Here is a 17,482-nt window from a genome sequence, read left to right as displayed (position 1 = left end):
CCCGCGGCCGTCACGCGGCCCGACCGCCGTCACCGCCCCGGGCGCCGCCCAGGCGCGGTGCGAGCCGGTGGGCTCCGCGCGGGGTCAGTCGTACGTGAGGTCGCCCGGCCGGTGGTCGCAGTGGACGCCGTCCACCTTCGCGCTGACGACCCGCGGCTCCTTCCCCCGGTCGTTGCCCTCGTACCGGACGCACGGCTGGAGTCTGCGCCTGGCGTCGCTGTGGACGCGGATGTTGCGCAGGGCGGCCGTGTCGCCGTAGTTCTCGTTGACGCCCACGATCTGCTTGAGCGGCGCCGTCACGTCGACGTCGTTCAGGATGATCTGCCGCTTGTACTGCTTGCGGCAGTTGCCGCAGCTGCGGACCAGCTTCCCCGAGTCGGACACCTGGAACCCGGCGATCACCAGCTTGCCCGCACCGTTGAACTGGAAGACCTTGTCAGAGGCCTTCCGGGCGCCGCCGCCGTACACCTTGTACACGGCCGACGCCGACGTTCCCTTGAACGACGCGGCGTCCTCGCCGACGTCCTCCCACCACACGTTCTGCAGCGTGCAGCTGCCCTTGCAGTGGACACCGTCGGCCGCCCGGGAGCCGATGACGACGTTCTTGAGCACCGCGCCGTCCTCCAGGACGAACAGCGGCGACTGGTCCTCGTCCTGGCCGCCGTCGCCGAGGGCCCCGCTGCCGTCGAAGCGCTTCAGCTTCCCGTCGTAGGTGCCCTTCACCGGGATGGTCTTCGCCACCGGCACGGTCTCCTTCGGCTGCGGCCAGCCGGCCGCGGCGCCGGCGGGCGCCAGTACGCCGTGGGTGAGGAGGGCCGCGCCGGCGAGCCCGAACGCGCAGGCGCCGCCCGTCAGGGCGCGGCGCCGGGTCACGCGCCGGCGGTGGCGGGCGCGTGGCTGTGTCTGTGCAGTCATGTCATTCCTCGAACGGGGGGTGGTGGCCACCTTGCAGGAGGTGGTCGCCGCCGCCCCGCCGAGGGGTTGCCGCTTCCGGAGAAGTTCTGCGGCCGGGGCCGGGGCCGGGGCCGGGGCCGCGCCGGGGAGCCGGGGCCGTGCCGGTCGGCCGTCGTCGGGCGCCGCGGCCCGGGGCACTGACCGCCGGTGGCGGAGGAGCCGGTATGCGGTGGTCGGGAGGCGCCGGGGCCCGGGCCCGCCGCCTCGCGGGCCCGGGCCCCGGCGCAGGGCTCAGGTGTCGCGCGTCGTGAGCATCCCCAACGTCGCCAGACCGAGTACCAGCCAGGCGAACCACAGCCACCCGTTGCTGCCGAGCGCCACCGTGTACGCGGTCGTCAGCACGAGCGCCCCGATGGTCAGCACCCCCATGGTCTTCGTGGAACCGGACATCGTGTCCTCCTCACGGCCGCGGGCCTCGCTGTCATGGTCCCGCCCCGGGGGCCGGAACGCTAGCTGCTGCCGCGGGCCTGGAGCGAGGCGAGGTACGCGTTGTACGCCTCCAGCTCCTTGTCGCCGTCCCGGTCGGCCGCCCGGTCCGCGCGCCGCGCCGCCCGCTCCTCGGAGCGATACCACTGGAACAGCAGCGCGACCAGCACCACCACGGAGGGGATCTCGCTGAACGCCCAGGCGATGCCGCCGGCGGCGTTCTGGTCCGACAGCGGATCCACGCCCAGCGACGCGGGAACGTCGAGGAACGTGTCCACCATCGGCTGCGACGCCATCATCAGCGCGATCCCGAAGAACGCGTGGAACGGCATGCCCGCGAAGAGCTCCAGCATCCGCATCACGTACCCCGGCCGGTGCGGACCCGGGTCCACGCCCATGATCGGCCAGAAGAACGTCAGACCCACGGCCAGGAAGTGCACCATCATGAAGACGTGCCCCAGCCTGGACGCCATGAGGAAGTCGAACAGCGGCGTGAAGTACAGGCCGTACAAGCTGGCGATGAACATGGGGATCGTGAACGCCGGATGGGTGATCACCCGCATGTACCGGCTGTGCAGCAGCATCAGCAGCCACTCCCGCGGCCCCTTGCCGCGGCCCCGGCCCGCCACCGGCAGCGCCCGCAGCGCCAGCGTCACCGGCGCCCCCAGCAGCACCAGGATCGGGGACAGCATGCTGATCACCATGTGCTGCACCATATGCACGCTGAACATGACCATGCCGTAGTCGTTCATGCCGGTGCAGGTGACCAGCGCCACGCTCAGCACACCGAGGGCGAAGAACACCGTCCGGCCGACCGGCCACGCGTCGCCGCGCCGCCGCAGCCGGACGACCGCCCACCCGTACAGGGTGAGCGCCACCAGGCAGCTGACGAGGAAGAACGCGTCCGGCGAGAACGCCAGGCCCCGCCCCAGCGTGAACGGCGGGAGGTCCGCCGTCATGCCGTGCCCGCTGTGATCCATCCGCCGGCTCCTGATTCGTGCTGGGTTGTCCGCTTGCCGCACCAGACTAGAACCGCCCCCGGCCGCGTCGGCGACCGGGGGCGGTTCGGGGGCGGGCGGGCCGGGTCACGGGCGGCCCGTACGGCTCACAGCACCGTCTCGGCCTCGGCGTACCGCTCCTCGGGGACCGTCTTCAGCGTCTCCACGGCCTCCGCGAGCGGCACCATGACGATCTCCGTGCCGCGCAGCGCCGTCAGCATGCCGAACTCGCCGCGGTGCACCGCCTCCACCGCGTGCCAGCCGAAGCGGGTGGCGAGGACCCGGTCGTACGCGGTCGGCGTGCCGCCGCGCTGGACGTGGCCGAGGATGACCGGGCGGGCCTCCTTGCCGAGGCGCCGCTCCAGCTCGACGGAGAGCTGCCGCGCTATCCCGGCGAAGCGCTCGTGGCCGTAGATGTCCTTGCCTCCCTCGTCGAAGTCCATGCCACCCGGGCGGGGCTTCGCACCCTCGGCGGCCACGACGATCGCGAACCGCTTGCCGGCCGCGAACCGGGCCCCGACACGCGCGGTGAGCTCGTCGATGTCGAAGGGCCGCTCCGGCACCACGATGGCGTGGGCGCCGGCCGCCATGCCGGAGTGCAGGGCGATCCAGCCGGTGTGGCGGCCCATCACCTCCACGATGAGCACCCGCTGGTGCGACTCGGCGGTGGTCTTCAGCCGGTCCAGGGCCTCCGTGGCGACACCGACGGCCGTGTCGAAGCCGAACGTCACGTCGGTCGCGGAGATGTCGTTGTCGATGGTCTTCGGCACACCGACGATGGGAAGGCCGGCGTCGGACAGCAGCCGGGCCGCCTTCAGGGTGCCCTCGCCGCCGATCGGGATGATGGCGTCGAGGCCGAGGTCGGCGACATGGCCCTTGGCGCGCTCGACCCCGTCCACCAGGTGGGCGGGCTGGACGCGGGACGAGCCGAGGATGGTGCCGCCCTGCGCGAGGATGCCGCCGACCGCGTCGAGGTCGAGCTTGCGGTAGTCGCCCTCCAGGAGGCCCTTCCAGCCGTCGTGGAAGCCGATGACCTCGTCGCCGTGATCGACGACGGCGCGGTGGACGACGGAGCGGATGACGGCGTTCAGGCCGGGGCAGTCGCCCCCGGACGTGAGCACACCAATGCGCATAGCCCGAAAAACCTTTGCAACGTGGGCGGACTCCCGGACCACGTCGTCCGGCTGGATCGCCGCCACCCTACCGGTACACGGGGTAACCACCGCACCTGACGTCCGACCTTTGGACGACTTCGGAGAAAGCGACAAAACCGCAGGCGGCCGTACGCAACAGACGTTCGTACGGCCGCCCGGATGAGCGGTTCCCGGCCCCGTCCGGGCCGCCGCCGGACCGATGCCGACCGGGGCTCGCGCGGGGGCCGGACCAGTGTCAGTCGGGCTGGCTCGCCGCCGCGATCCGCTCGGCGCGCAGCGCGTCGTACCACCGCTCGTCGGCCGGGGGCAGCGCGTTGACGTCGAGGGCCAGCTTCAGCAGCAGGTCCGCGATCTGCGGGTTGCGGGCCATGACCGGGCCGTGCATGTACGTGCCGAACACGGTCTCGTTGTACGCGCCCTCCGTGCCGTCCCCGGTGCCGTTGCCCTTGCCGAACACGGTCCGGGCGAAGGGGCGGGCGGTCGGCCCGAGGTGGGTGATGCCCTGGTGGTTCTCGAACCCGGTGAGCTGCGGCAGCCCCAGCCGCGGGTCGATGTCGGCGAGGACGTCGCCGACGCACCGCTCGCCCTCCCCCCGCGTGGAGATCACGTCGAGGAGGCCGAGGCCCGGCTCCCGCTCACCGAGGTCGTTGATGAACTCGTGGCCGAGGATCTGGTAGCCGGCGCAGACCGAGAAGATGATCGCGCCGTTCTCGGCGGCCCGGGTCAGGCCGGAGTCCCTGCGGAGCCGTTCCGCGGCCAGCCGCTGCGGCCGGTCCTCGCCGCCGCCGATGAGGTAGATGTCGCCGGAGGTCGGCACCGCCTGGTCGCTGCGCACGTCGATGCGCTGCACGTCCAGGCCGCGCTGCCGGGCCCGGCGCTCGGTGACCAGCACGTTGCCCTGGTCGCCGTACGTGCTCAGCAGGTCCGGGTAGACCCACACCAGGCGCAGGCTGCTGTCGCTCATGCTCGTTTCGTCCTTCGCGGAGGGTGGTCAGTTGCCGACGCGGCGGCGCACGTCCTGGAACGCCGTGTAGTTGGCGATCAGCTCGATCCGGCCCGGCGGGGCGAGCTGCACGGCCTCGTCGAGGGTCTCGCAGACGCGGAAGTCCAGACCCGCGACGTCCAGGCGCACGGCCAGGTCGAGCCGGCGGTCACCGAGCACGAAGATCGGATGACCGGCCAGCCGCTGGTAGTCGACGTCCCACAGCCACGAGGTGTCCGTGCCGTCCGCGCCGCGGGCGTTGACCGACAGGATGACGGGCGTCGGCGGCGGGTCGATGAGCGAGAACGTCTCCAGCCAGCCGGCCGGGTTCTTGGCGAGCAGCAGCCGCAGGTCGCGGTCCTGGAAGGACACCACGTCGTAGCGTCCGGCCACCGCCTGCACGTCGTACATGCGCTCCAGGGCGACCTGCGGCGGCACGCCGAAGACCGCGGCGACCGCGGCGGAGGTGGCGGCGTTCGCCTTGTTGGCGCGACCGGGCAGCTGCAGGCGGATGGGCCAGGCCTGACCGTGCGGGTCCAGCACGTGGTCGCCGCTGAGCGCCCAGGTGGGGGAGGGGCGGCGGAAGCCGCACTCGCCGCAGAACCAGTCGTCACCGGGGCGCTGCATGACACCGCCGCAGGAGGGGCACGACCAGGCGTCGTCCTTCCACTCCTGGCCGGCCGCCACCCACACGACGTTCGCGCAGGACGAGGCGGCCCACACGATCAGCGGGTCGTCGGCGTTGGCGATGACGACGGCCTTCTGGCCGGACAGCCCCTCCCGCCACTTCTCGGCGAGCATCCGCGTCTCGGCGGCGCGGTCGAGCTGGTCGCGGGAGAGGTTCAGCAGCGCCACCGCCTTCGGCGTGACGTCCCGGGCCACTCCGGCCAGGTACTTCTCGTCGACCTCGATGACGCCGTACTTCGCCTCACCGCCGCCCGCCAGGGCCGAGGTGATGCCCGCGGGCATGTTGGCGCCGAGCGCGTTGGAGACGACGGGGCCGCTGGCGCGCAGCGCCTCGGCGATCAGGCGCGTCGTCGTCGTCTTGCCGTTGGTCGCCGAGACCAGGACGACGTCCAGGTGCTGCGCGAGCCGCCCCAGAAGATCCGGGTCCAGCTTGAGGGCCACCCGGCCACCGATCACCGATCCGCTGCCGCGGCCCGCCGCGCGAGACACCGCCGCTGCGGCCTTGCCCGCCGTCACGGCCAGCTTGGCGCGCGGCGACAGCGGCTCCGAGTTGCCTGCCATCGTCCTTGTTCCTCCTAGCGTGGGTCCTGGCTCAGCCTATCGAGAGTCGGCCGCCGCCCCGAACCCCGCCACCTGCGAACCCGCCGGTCAGACCGGGACCGTAGGCTGAAGGCCATGCGAAACCGGCTGATCCCCGGCAGTTCCGGCGCCGTGCGGGCCCTGACCCTCCACGGTGCTCCGGTGCTGCACAGACCCTGCGAGCCCGTCACCGACTTCGGCCCGTCCCTGGCCGGGCTGGTGGAGGACATGTTCGCCACGATGTACGCCGCGAACGGCGTCGGGCTCGCGGCGAACCAGGTGGGGGCCGGCCTGCGGGTCTTCGTCTACGACTGCCCCGACGACGAGGACGTCCGCCACCTCGGCCACGTCGTCAACCCGCGCCTGGTGACCGCCGACGGCCCGGTCGTCCGCGGCCCCGAGGGGTGCCTGTCGCTGCCGGGTCTGGAGGCCGGTACGGCGCGCCACGACCACGCGGTGGTGGAGGGAGTCACCGTACGCGGCGAGCCCGTACGGGTGGAGGGAACCGGCTTCTTCGCCCGCTGCCTGCAGCACGAGTGCGACCACGTGGACGGACTCGTCTACCCCGACCGCCTCACCGGCTGGCGCCGCACCCGCCTGCTGCGCGCCGCCCGCCGCGCGCCCTGGGGCAGCCGGGCCTGAAGGGGCGTCGGCCCGCGCCGGCCCCTTTCCTGACGGGAGGTCAGGCCCGGCCGGAGTCCCGGCGTCGGCGGCGCGGGAGACGGGGCGGCGGTGCGTACGCGGGAGCGCCCGGCCCGCGGGGAGGGGCGCACGGCCCTCTGCGAGGACGTTCCGCCCCTGAGGTGGTGCCCGTCCCGCGGTGAGGGGCGCACGGCCGGTCGGTCCTCCCCCGCAGGGCGGCGGGCGGACGGGATCCGCGGGCCGTCCGCCCGGTCCACGTCGAGGGGTGAGGGCCGCCACGAGGGGTGGCGCCCGGCCGCGCGCGGCCGGTCCGCCGTCGGCAGGACGCGTCGGCCCCGGGACGCCGACGTGTCACCTGTTCGCCCGTCCGGGCGTGCCGGTAGGACCGTGCGGCGCGTTGAATGGCGTTACCCGGGGCCCCTCGCCGCCGGGCCGTTCGGAGCGCGGCAGCGTCCCGGTCCGGCGACGGGCGCCCGCGACCGGGCGGGCGCAAGCGCCGCCGCCGGCGATCGTTGGGGAGACCGCATGACGGAGAAGGCATGACCGGCCCCGGGCCCGCCCCCGCAGGCGCGGCCCCGGCCCCCGCGGTCCGCCGGCGCGGCGTCCTGCGTCGCCTCGGTGAAGGGTGCGCCCGCCACTTCGCGGTGGTGCTGGTGCTGTGGCTCGCCGCGCTCGTCGGGCTCCACCTGCTCGACCGGGCGTACGGCGGTTCGTACTCGGACGACTTCAGCCTGCCCGGCACCCAGTCGCAGGAGGGCATCGACGTCCTCAAGGAGCACGACGCGGCGGCGGGGGGCTACAGCGCCCAGATCGTGCTGCACGACCCGGACGCGCCGCTCACCGACGTCTCCGACCAGGTCTCCACCGCCGTCGCGGACCTGCGCGCACTGCCCCACGTCCTCAGCGCCCAGGACCCGCTGCCGCAGTCCGGCACCACGCCCCCGGCGCAGCAGTCCGGCACACCCGACGTCGGACCGCTGTCGTCGGACGGGAGGACCGCGTACATCACGGTCCGCTTCGACGTGCAGCCGGCGACGCTGGGCTCCTCGTACCTCGACGGCGTGGACGACGCGGTCCAGCCGCTGCGGGCGGCCGGGGTGACGGTCGAGTACGGCGGCCCGCTCGGCGAGCTGGCCCGCCCGCAGCCGGACGACCGGGACAGCGAGGGCATCGGCTTCGCGGTGGCCGTCGTGGTGCTCCTCGTCGGGTTCGGCAGCGTGATCGCCGCGCTGCTGCCCCTCCTGGCGGCCCTGATCGCGGTGGTGTGCGGCCTCTCGCTGCTGGGGCTGCTGGCGGCCGCGTTCACGTTCGCCACCGTGTCGCCCACGCTGGCCACGATGATCGGTCTCGGCGTCGGCATCGACTACGCGCTGTTCCTGGTCACCCGGCACCGCCAGAAGCTCATGGACGGCCGCGACCCGGTGGACGCGGCGGGCACGGCGGTGGCCACCAGCGGGCGGGCCGTGCTGGTCTCCGGGTGCACCGTCGTCATCGCCCTGTCGGGGCTGTGGGTGTCGGGCATCGGCTTCATCGGCAAGCTGGGGCTCGCCGCGGCCGTCACCGTGTTCACGGCCGTGGCGGGGGCGCTCACCCTGGTGCCGGCGGTGCTCGGGCTCGTCGGCCGGCACATCGACCGCCTGCGGGTGCGCACCCCCGCGGCCGAGACGGACGCCGCCCCGGGCGAGGAGGCCCACGGGGCCTGGCACCGGTACGCGCGGCGGGTCGAGCGCCGCCCCTGGTGGTTCCTCGCGTCGGGGGCCGCGGTGCTGGCGGTGCTGTCCATCCCGCTGTTCTCGATCCAGCTCGGGCACATCGGCGACGGCGCCGATCCGGAGTCGGTCACCGACCGCCGCGCCTTCGATCTCATGTCGTCGGCCTTCGGCCCCGGCTCCAACGGGCCGCTGACCCTGGTCATCGACCAGAGCGACGTCCCGCAGGCGGACCGGTCGGCCCTCGCGTCCCGGGCCGCGGACGCGCTGGAGGACGTGCCGGGGGCAGCGGTGATCACCCCGCTGACCCCGACGCCCGACGGTGAGGTGCTGGTGGCGACCGCCTACTCGCAGGCCGCCCCGCAGGACGAGACGACCACCGACCTAGTCGACCGCCTGGCGGACGACGTCCTCCCGCAGGCGGTGGCCGGCACGGCCGCCCGCACGTACGTGACCGGCACCACCGCCGCCCAGGTGGACTTCCTCCAGCTCGTCTCCAGCAGGCTGCCGCTGATCATCGCCGTCGTCGTGGCACTGGCCTTCCTCGTCATCCTGACGGTGTTCCGCGGCCTGCTCGTCGCGGTCAAGGCCGCCGTGCTGAACGTGCTGTCGATCGCCGCCTCGTACGGGGTCGTCGTCGCCGTGTTCCAGTGGGGCTGGGGCGGACAGGCCCTCGGCGTGGCGGAGAAGGTGCCCATCGAGAGCTACGTGCCGATGATGATGTTCGCCATCGTCTTCGGGCTGAGCATGGACTACGAGATCTTCCTGCTGTCCCGGGTCCACGAGGCGTGGCTGCGCACCGGTGACCCGCAGGGGAGCGTCGCACACGCCCTGGAGATCACGGCCCGCGTCATCACCTGCGCGGCCCTCATCATGGTGAGCGTCTTCGCCGCGTTCGTGGTCAGCGACAACGTGGTGGTGAAGATGCTGGGCCTGGGGCTCGCGGTGAGCGTCCTCGTCGACGCCTCGATCGTGCGGCTGCTGCTGGTACCGGCGGCCATGACCCTGCTGGGGAGGTCCGCCTGGTGGCTGCCGCGGTGGCTCGACCGGGTGCTGCCGCGCGTGGACCCCGAGGGCGACCGGGACGCCGGCGCCGCGGCGTCCGGGGCGGCGGTGCGCCGCTGACGCGGGCAGCGCCCGTGGGGGTCCCCCGCGGGCCGGCCGCGCGGGTGCCGTCCCGGGTCAGAAGCCCGGGCCGTCCTTGCGGTCGTCGGCGGCGGCCAGCCGGCCCCACAGCAGGTCCGCCAGCGAGGAGACGAGCGCGGCGCGGGCGCAGGGCCGCTCGCCGAGCCACCAGTCCCCGGCGGCGTGCATCATGCCGACGATGCCGTGGCCCCAGGCGCGGGCCAGCACGTCGCCGCCCGCGCCCAGGTCGATCCGCTCCGCGATGACGTCGGCGAGTTCCTCGCCCATGCGGCGCAGCAGCGGTGCGGAGTGCCGGCCCAGGCCCGTGTCCTCGCCCGGGTGCATCAGGAAGCGGTACACCTGCGGCCGCGCCTCGATCGCGGCGAGGTACGTGTCCAGGGTGGCCTCCACCCGCCGGCGCCGGTCGGCGGGGGCGTCCAGGGCGGTGCGCAGCGCGCCGAGCAGGGCGTCGGTGTGGCGCTGGGCCAGGGCGCTGTACAGGCCGCCCTTGTCGCCGAAGTGGCGGTAGAGGATCGGTTTGGTGATGCCGGCCTCGGCGGCGATGGCGTTCATGGAGGCTTGCGGGCCGTCGCGGAGGACCACGCGGTCGGCCGCCTCCAGCAGTTCGCGCCGCCGCTGCTCGGCCGACCGCTGCTGCTCCGTCCGGTGGGTGGTGTCCATAGCGTCTCTCCCCGCCCTTCACATGTTCCTTCAGGCCAGCGCAACGTAACACCCCCTTCGACCGCGTCGCCGGTTGACAGCCTTTCCCCACCGGTAACAGACTGCGGTTACCGCAAGTAACGCTCATGCCCGCCGGAGGGGAACCATGGCCGAGTCCGCGTTCGAACTCAACGAGGACCAGAAGCAGGTCCGGGACTGGCTGCACGGCTTCGCCAGGGACGTGATCCGGCCCGCGGCCGCCGAGTGGGACGAGCGGGAGGAGACGCCCTGGCCGGTCATCCGGGAAGCCGCGAAGCTCGGCATCTACTCCCTGGACTTCTACGCCCAGCAGTTCTTCGACCCCACGGGTCTCGGCATCCCGATGACCATGGAGGAGCTCTTCTGGGGGGACGCGGGCATCGCCCTGTCCATCGTCGGCACCGGCCTCGCCGCCGTGGGCGTCCTCGCCAACGGCACCGAGGAGCAGATCGGGACCTGGGTCCCGCAGATGTACGGCGACGCCGACGACGTGCAGGTGGCCGCCTTCTGCTCCTCCGAGCCCGACGCGGGCTCCGACGTCGCCGCGATGCGCACCCGCGCCGTCTACGACCAGGCCAAGGACGAATGGGTGATCAACGGCACCAAGACCTGGGTGACGAACGGCGGCATCGCCGGGGTGCACGTGGTGGTGGCCGTCGTGGACCCCGAGCTGGGCTCGAAGGGGCATGCCTCCTTCATCGTCCCGCCGGGCACCCCCGGGCTCTCCCAGGGCCAGAAGTTCAAGAAGCACGGCATCCGCGCCTCCCACACCGCCGAGGTGGTCCTGGAGGACGTCCGCGTCCCCGGCTCCTGCCTGCTCGGCGGGAAGGAGAAGCTGGACGAGCGCCTCGCCCGGGCCCGCGAGAAGGCGAGGACGGGCGGGGAGCGCGTCAGGAACGCCGCCATGGCCACCTTCGAGGCGTCCCGCCCCGCCGTCGGCGCCATGGCCGTGGGCACCGCCCGCGCCGCGTACGAGGTCGCGCTCGACTACGCCACGACCCGCCGGCAGTTCGGCCGCCCCATCATCGACAACCAGGGGGTCGCCTTCCAGCTCGCCGACATGCGCACCCGGATCGACGCGGCGCGCCTGCTGGTCTGGCGCGCCTCCTGGATGGCGACCGCGGGCAGGCCGTTCGAGAACGCCGAGGGCTCCATGTCGAAGCTCTTCGCCAGCGAGGTGGCCAAGGACGTCACCGCCCGGGCCGTGCAGATCCTCGGCGGCAACGGCTACACCCGGGAGTACCCGGTCGAGCGCATGCACCGGGACAGCGCGATCTACACGATCTTCGAGGGCACCAGCGAGATCCAGCGCCTGGTGATCGCGCGGAGCCTTTCCGGTGTAGCGATCCGGTAGGTACGGGGGACCTGCGGTGCGTCCGCGCGAGCCGTCACCGGCCGGCCGCGGCGTCGAGCGGGCGCCGCACGGGTCGGGGCGCCGGGGGAGGCGGGGGCGGGGCGGGCGCCCCGTGCCGGCCGGTCGCTACGCGGCGGGCGCGATGTCGCCCTGCTGCGTGGCGGCCCACGCCTTCACCAGGGCCTGGTAGATCCGCTGCCCGTCCGCCGACAGGGTTCCGCCGGAACGGGCCCAGAGCTCGCGGATCGCGGCGTTCAGGGCGTCGGCGTCAGGCCTGTCGGGGTGCATGGGGGACTGGGACATGCTCTTCAGCGTACTGGCCGGAACCAGCCGTTCCGCGCTCCTGCCCCCGAACGTGACCATTCACACGCACTGCGCCAGGCCCGTTCGAGCGCCCCCGCCAGGCCCCTTCCAGCGCCCCGCGAGTCCGCGTCGAGCGGGGGCCCGGCCGCCCTCCACCGACCCGGCGGACAGCGCCCGGGCCCCACCCGGCACGCCTGGACTGCGCCCCCCCCCGAGCGGGGCGCCGTCCACACGCATCCGCCGCCGGGGCGGGGCGCAGGCCACGGGTACGGGAGGGCCCGCCCCCGCGACTACTTCACCGAGCCCGCCATCACCCCCTGCACGAAGTGGCGCTGGAAGACGAGGAACACCACCAGCGGCACCACCAGCGACAGGAACGCACCCGGCGCGAGCACGTCGATGTTGCTGCCGAACTGCCGCACCTGCGACTGGAGCTCCACGGTGAGCGGCTGCGACTGCGAGTCCGCGAACAGCAGCGCCACCAGCATGTCGTTCCACACCCACAGGAACTGGAAGATGGCCAGGCTCGCGATCGCAGGGCGGCCCACCGGCAGCACGAGCCGCGTGAAGATGCGCCACTCGCCCCCGCCGTCCATCCGCGCCGCCTCCAGCATCTCCTTCGGTATCTCCGCGAAGTAGTTCCGCAACAGGAAGATCGCGAAGGGCAGGCCGTACGCCACGTGGAAGAGGACCACGCCCGGGATCGTGCCGAACAGCCCGACCGCCCCGAACAGCTTCGCCACCGGCAGCAGCCCCACCTGCACCGGCACCACCAGCAGGGCGACCACCAGCAGGAACAGCCAGTCCCGCCCCGGGAACTCCAGCCACGCGAACGCGTAGCCGGCCAGCGCCGCGAGGCCCACGACCAGAGCCGTCGCCGGCACCGAGATCAGGACCGTGTTCCAGAACGCCGCCGTCATGCCCGCGTTGTCCAGTAGCGCCGCGTAGTTCGCGAACGACAGCTGGCCCGGGTCCGCCAGCGCCGTCCACCAGCCGCTCGACGAGCTGTCCGCCGCCGAGCGCAGCGACGACAGCAGCAGACCCGCCACGGGGGTGATCCACACCAGCCCCACCAGCAGCAGGAACGCCTGCACCACGCCGTTGCCGAGCCAGCGGCGCAGCCGGCGGGGTCCGGGGGTTCTCACGGGGGCGGTCGCTGCGGCGCTCATGACTGGCTCCTGCGGAAGCGGCGTACGTTGAAGACCATCGCCGGGATCACCAGCAGCAGGAGCAGGACGCCCAGCGCACTGCCCAGGCCCTGGTCGTTGCCGCCGCCGAACGACACCAGCCACATCTGCGTGGCCAGCACCGTGGCGTCCTGCTGCACCGGCCCCGGCGCGATGATGTAGATGAGGTCGAAGACCTTCATCACGTTGATCACCAGCGTGACGAAGACCACCGTGAGCACCGGCGCGAGCAGCGGCACCGTGATCCGGCGGAAGATCTGCCACTCGTTCGCGCCGTCCATGCGCGCCGCCTCCAGCGCGTCCCGCGGCAGCGCCGACAGGCCCGCACCGATCAGCACCATCGCGAAGCCGGTCCAGATCCACAGGTACGCCCCGATGATGGCGGGCGTCACCAGGGCGGGCCCCAGCCACGACACGCCCGTGTACGGCGCGGCGAAGTTCGCCCCGGGCAGGCGCAGCACGTAGCTGCCGGACGCGTCCAGGTCCGTGAAGGCGAAGGAGCCGTCCGCGGCCGTCGTCGCCGACGCCACCGCCCCGCCGTCCCGCACCGCTTCCACGGTGACGCCCGGCAGGCCGGGCTCTTCGGCGTCCACCTCGCCCGGGCGCCCCCCGCCGCCCGGGGTGAAGTCCAGGTACACCACGCCGCGCAGCTCCCCGGCCGCTGCCGGGGCCGAGGCCGCCTGCGCCGCCGGGCGCGCCGCCGCGGGCACGTCCTGCGGCTTCACCCCGACCAGCGGCAGCGCCACCGGCGCCGCGCCGGGCGACAGGGACGCGGCCATGTCGTACGCGCCGCCCCGGGCCTTCTGCACGGTCTCGCCCTCACGGGCCCGCGCGCCCGGGTACGACGAGCCGTCCACGACCAGGTCGTGGACGCCCACGACCGCCGCGTTCAGGACGCCCTTGTCCGGGTCCTCCTCGTAGGCGAGGCGGAAGATGATGCCCGCCGCCAGGAACGACACCGCCATAGGCAGGAACAGCAGCACCTTGAAGGCCGCCGCCCAGCGGATCTTCTCCACCAGCACGGCCAGGACGAGCCCGAGGCCGGTCAGCAGGGTGGGGGCGACGACGACCCAGACCGTGCTGTTGCGGACGGCCCTCAGCGTGGCCGGGTCGCGGAACATCTCGACGTAGTTGCCGCCGCCCACGAAGCGGGTCCCGGAGGCGTCGAAGAGGCTCCGGCCGACCGAGAAGAGGACCGGGTACACCACCAGCGCGCCGAGCAGCAGCAGCGCCGGCAGGACGAAGGCGACGGCGATGATCCGCCGGCGCCGCCCGGCGCGGCGCCGCGGGTCCGCGCCGGCGCCGCGCCGGGCGGCTGCCCGGTCGGTCGCCTCCGCGGGCGCGGTGCCGCGCCGGGGGGAACGGGTGACTGTGGTCATGGAGGAGCGCCGCCTCAGCCCTGGTTCGCGGAGCCGTAGGCCTTGGCCGCGGCCGCCTCCAGGGCAGCCGCCGTGGCCTCGGGCTTCGACGGGTCGCGCAGGAAGTCCTGGAGGATCTTCCACTCGCCCGCGCCCTTGGTGCCGCCGAACGCCGCCGGGGCCTGGTCCGACATGTCGAAGCGGACCGTGTCCCCGGCATCGACCAGCGACTTCGCGGTGGCGCGCAGGGTCGCGTCACCGTACGCCCCGAGGTCCAGGGACTTGTTGGGGGAGATGAAACCGCCCTCGGCGGCCCAGACGGCGGCCGCCTCGGGCGTCGCCAGGAACTCCAGGAGCGCCAAGGCGCCCTTCCGGTTCTTGCCGTCCTCCAGGACGACGGCCGCGTCACCGCCGCTGACCACCGGCGCCTCGCCCGAGCCCACCGCCGGGAAGGGGAAGAAGTCCGCGTCCTCGCCGATCTTCCGGCCGAACTCGTCCTTCGCCACACCGGCGACGAAGTCGCCCTCGTACACCATTCCGGCCTCCGGCTTCGGACCGAAGACCTTCTCGACGGAGCCGGGGAAGTCGGTGGCGAGCGCCCCCTTCCGGCCGCCGGCCAGCAGCTTGTCGTCGGAGAACAGCGTGGAGAGGGTCTTCAGGGCCTCGACGACCGTCGGGTCCGTCCACGGGATCTCGTGCCGGGCGAGCTGGTCGTACTTCTGGGGACCTGCCTGCGACAGGTAGACGTTCTCGAACCAGTCGGTGAGCGTCCAGCCGTCCTCGCCGGCCACGGCGAACGCCGGCACGCCGGAGTCGGCCACCGTGCGCGCCGCGGTGAGCATCTCGTCGTACGTCCTCGGCGGCTTCACACCGGCCGTGTCCAGGGCGGCGGGGTCGTACCAGACGGTCGACTTGTTCGCGGCCTTGAAGTACAGGCCGTACAGCGTGCCGTCCACGGAGCCGTAGCCCTTCCAGACCGGCGCGAAGTTCGCGTCGACCGTCTTCTCGGCGGACTCCGACAGCGGCGCGAGCCACTTGTTCTTCGCGAACTGCTGGAGCACGCCGACCTGGGGGACCATCACCACGTCGGGGGCGTTGCCGCCCTCGATCTTGCTGCCCACGACGGTGGACACGTTGTCGCCCGTGGAGACGAAGCGGGTCTTCGCCCCGGTCTGCTCGGTGAAGGCGTCCAGCACCTTCTGGAAGTTCTTCTGCTCGGTGCCCGACCAGACGCCGGCGACGGTGACGGTCTGTCCGGACAGCGCCTTGTCGCCGCCGCCGCTCGCGGTGCCGACCGGGTCGCCGCCGCAGGCGGTGGCGGTGAGGGCCAGCGCGGCGGTGAGGGCCGAGCAGCACGCCGTCTTCAGGAAGCGTCGTCTCATCATCTTCGTACCTTTCACGGGGAGTTGCGAGGGACTTGCGAGGGACCTACGCGGACAGGGAGGCGGACGGGGGACGGGTGGTGCGGTCGGTGATCCACCAGGCGGCGGTGGCACCGGGCAGGACCCCGGGCGGGCACGGCCCGCTGGCCAGCAGCGGCGATCCGGGGACGGGGGCGGGCACGGGCTCGGTGCCGAAGTTCACGGCGCACACCAGGCCGTCGCCCCGCTCGAAGGCGAGGACCTCCGGCGGCGCCTCCAGCCAGCGCAGGGCGCCCTCGCCCAGCTGCGGCAGGCCGCGCCGCAACTGCAGCCCCTCGCGGTACAGGTGCCAGAAGGAGCGGGTGTCGGCGAGCGCCCGGTCGGTGGCGTGCTCGGCGAACCACGACGGCTGCGGCAGCCAGGGCCGCGCCTGGGCCCCGGCGCTGAACCCGAACGGCGAGGCGTGCCCGGACCAGGGGAGCGGGACCCGGCAGCCGTCGCGGATCCGGGCGCGGCTGCCGGTGCGGTGGAAGATCGGGTCGGTGAGGACCTCGTCCGGCAGGTCCACGACCTCCGGGAGCCCGAGCTCCTCGCCCTGGTAGACGTACGCGGCGCCGGGCAGCGCCAGCATCAGCAGCGCCGCGGCGCGGGCGCGGGCGGCGCCGAGGCCGCTGCCCTCCGTGCCCGACTCGCCGTACCGGGTCACGGTGCGCACCTGGTCGTGGTTGTTGAGCACCCACGTGACGCTGGAACCGGTGCCGGCGATGTCCCGCAGCGCCTCGTCGATGACGCCGCGGAACGCGGCCGCGTCCCAGGGGGCGCCCAGCAGGTCGAAGAAGAACGCCTGGTGCAGTTCGTCTGGGCGCACGTACAGCGCGTGCTCGCGGGCGGTGGGCACGGACACCTCGCCGACCAGCAGCCGCTCCCGGCCGTCGCGCGCGGTGTACTCCTCGCACACCGTCCGCCACTGGCGCCACACACCGTGCACCTCGGGCTGGTTCCAGGCCAGCGGGTTGACCGAGTCGCGGGTGCGGGCGTCGGCCTCCGGGTCGTCGGAGTCCGGCAGGTCGGGGTGCTTGAACAGTCCGGCGGCCACGTCGATCCGGAAGCCGTCCACCCCCCGGTCGAGCCAGAAGCGGAGCACCTCGTCGAAGTGGGCGGGGACCTCGGGGTTGCGCCAGTTCAGGTCGGGCTGCTCGGGCGTGAACATGTGCAGGTACCACTGGCCGGGCGTGCCGTCCTGCTCGGTGACCCGGCTCCAGGCCGGGCCGCCGAACATGGCGTGCCAGTTGTTGGGCGGCAGATCGCCGCCGGGGCCCCGTCCCTCCGCGAAGTGGAACCGGCCGCGGGCCGCGCTGCCGGGGGCGGAGGCGAGGGCCTCGCGGAACCACGGGTGCTCACTGGAGCAGTGGTTCGGGACGATGTCGAGCAGCACCCTGATCCCCAGCCGGTGCGCGTCGGCGACGAGCCGCCCGAACTCGTCGAGGTCGCCGTAGACCGGGTCCACGTCGCAGTAGTCGGCGACGTCGTAGCCGTGGTCGTGCTGCGGCGACGGGTAGAAGGGGCTGAGCCAGACGCCGTCGACGCCCAGTTTCTTGAGGTACGGCAGGCCGCTGCGGACACCGGCGAGGTCGCCGATCCCGTCGCCGGTGCTGTCCAGGAAGCTGCGGACGTACACCTGGTAGATCACCGCGTCGCGCCACCAGGAGTGCGTCTGCGTGGAGCGGTGCGAGAGGCCGTCGCCGGCCGGGGCTGTGAGCATCACCCGTTGACCTGTTTCTGCGTGAAGGGTGCACGCTGCCCGAAGAAGGGGCAGCGGTTATGCATGCATGTTAGGTAGCAGGGTTCATCAGGTGTCAACGACGATGTAATAAACACTGGCCAGTTACCACAGCATGTCCTGGTTTGCCCGTACGAAAAGTGGCCGATCGGTGGGCGGGTACTACCTAACAGGTAAGTAGCAG

15 protein-coding genes are annotated in these 17,482 nt (G+C 73.2%); 3 read left to right on the top strand and 12 right to left on the bottom strand.

Annotation, left to right across the window (positions count from 1 at the left end):
• Nucleotides 1-84: 84 nt before the first annotated feature.
• From BJP40_RS14285 to BJP40_RS14265, 6 genes are all read right to left on the bottom strand, one after another.
• Nucleotides 85-915, bottom strand: a complete 831-nt coding sequence (locus BJP40_RS14285) for a pectate lyase (protein WP_071280690.1) — start codon at nt 913-915, stop codon at nt 85-87.
• A gap of 270 nt (nt 916-1,185) precedes the next feature.
• Nucleotides 1,186-1,344: a hypothetical protein gene (locus BJP40_RS34295; protein WP_175499805.1), complete on the bottom strand. Its 159-nt coding sequence runs from the start codon at nt 1,342-1,344 to the stop codon at nt 1,186-1,188.
• Nucleotides 1,345-1,403: 59 nt separating this feature from the next.
• Nucleotides 1,404-2,360 carry a cytochrome c oxidase assembly protein gene (locus tag BJP40_RS14280; RefSeq protein WP_071280689.1) on the bottom strand — a complete coding sequence of 319 codons (957 nt, stop codon included), beginning with the start codon at nt 2,358-2,360 and terminating at the stop codon, nt 1,404-1,406.
• A gap of 125 nt (nt 2,361-2,485) precedes the next feature.
• Complete coding sequence (locus tag BJP40_RS14275; RefSeq protein ID WP_071280688.1) at nt 2,486-3,511, bottom strand: 6-phosphofructokinase; 1,026 nt, start codon at nt 3,509-3,511, stop codon at nt 2,486-2,488.
• Nucleotides 3,512-3,767: 256 nt separating this feature from the next.
• Complete coding sequence (locus tag BJP40_RS14270) at nt 3,768-4,496, bottom strand: type 1 glutamine amidotransferase (protein ID WP_071270337.1); 729 nt, start codon at nt 4,494-4,496, stop codon at nt 3,768-3,770.
• A 27-nt stretch (nt 4,497-4,523) separates the two neighbouring features.
• Nucleotides 4,524-5,762: a MurT ligase domain-containing protein gene (locus BJP40_RS14265; RefSeq protein ID WP_071270340.1), complete on the bottom strand. Its 1,239-nt coding sequence runs from the start codon at nt 5,760-5,762 to the stop codon at nt 4,524-4,526.
• 114 nt (nt 5,763-5,876) lie between these two features.
• Here BJP40_RS14265 and def point away from each other — a divergent pair, with 114 nt between their 5' ends.
• Both def and BJP40_RS14255 read left to right on the top strand, forming a co-directional pair.
• Nucleotides 5,877-6,422, top strand: coding sequence for a peptide deformylase (gene def / locus BJP40_RS14260; protein WP_071280687.1), 546 nt, complete (start codon nt 5,877-5,879; stop codon nt 6,420-6,422).
• A 539-nt stretch (nt 6,423-6,961) separates the two neighbouring features.
• Nucleotides 6,962-9,256 carry an MMPL family transporter gene (locus BJP40_RS14255; RefSeq protein WP_071280686.1) on the top strand — a complete coding sequence of 765 codons (2,295 nt, stop codon included), beginning with the start codon at nt 6,962-6,964 and terminating at the stop codon, nt 9,254-9,256.
• Nucleotides 9,257-9,313: 57 nt separating this feature from the next.
• Here BJP40_RS14255 and BJP40_RS14250 read toward each other — a convergent pair whose 3' ends face one another.
• Complete coding sequence (locus tag BJP40_RS14250) at nt 9,314-9,937, bottom strand: TetR family transcriptional regulator (RefSeq protein ID WP_071270217.1); 624 nt, start codon at nt 9,935-9,937, stop codon at nt 9,314-9,316.
• Between the two features lie 145 nt (nt 9,938-10,082).
• On the opposite strand from BJP40_RS14250, the gene BJP40_RS14245 reads away from it, so the two are divergent.
• Nucleotides 10,083-11,309 (top strand): acyl-CoA dehydrogenase family protein, encoded by a 1,227-nt coding sequence (locus BJP40_RS14245; RefSeq protein WP_071280685.1) that lies wholly within the window; start codon nt 10,083-10,085, stop codon nt 11,307-11,309.
• A gap of 126 nt (nt 11,310-11,435) precedes the next feature.
• On the opposite strand, the gene BJP40_RS34290 is transcribed toward BJP40_RS14245, so the two are convergent.
• From BJP40_RS34290 to BJP40_RS14220, 5 genes are all read right to left on the bottom strand, one after another.
• On the bottom strand, nt 11,436-11,612 hold the full coding sequence (locus tag BJP40_RS34290; protein ID WP_175499990.1) for a hypothetical protein: 177 nt from the start codon (nt 11,610-11,612) through the stop codon (nt 11,436-11,438).
• Between the two features lie 290 nt (nt 11,613-11,902).
• Nucleotides 11,903-12,781, bottom strand: a complete 879-nt coding sequence (locus BJP40_RS14235; RefSeq protein WP_071270499.1) for a carbohydrate ABC transporter permease — start codon at nt 12,779-12,781, stop codon at nt 11,903-11,905.
• The gene (locus tag BJP40_RS14230) at nt 12,778-14,178 is read right to left on the bottom strand and encodes an ABC transporter permease subunit (RefSeq protein ID WP_071280683.1); all 1,401 of its coding nucleotides are present in this window, start codon (nt 14,176-14,178) and stop codon (nt 12,778-12,780) included. Before BJP40_RS14230 ends, BJP40_RS14235 begins: the two co-directional genes overlap by 4 nt.
• A gap of 14 nt (nt 14,179-14,192) precedes the next feature.
• A complete protein-coding gene (locus BJP40_RS14225) occupies nt 14,193-15,542 on the bottom strand; it encodes an ABC transporter substrate-binding protein (protein ID WP_071280682.1) in 1,350 nt (449 codons plus the stop codon).
• 43 nt (nt 15,543-15,585) lie between these two features.
• Nucleotides 15,586-17,280: a glycoside hydrolase family 13 protein gene (locus tag BJP40_RS14220; RefSeq protein WP_071280681.1), complete on the bottom strand. Its 1,695-nt coding sequence runs from the start codon at nt 17,278-17,280 to the stop codon at nt 15,586-15,588.
• Between the last annotated feature and the right edge of the window lie 202 nt (nt 17,281-17,482).

Source organism: Streptomyces sp. CC53, assembly GCF_001865245.1.
Lineage (GTDB): Bacteria > Actinomycetota > Actinomycetes > Streptomycetales > Streptomycetaceae > Streptomyces.
This window is presented reverse-complemented; position numbering and strand designations above follow the sequence as displayed.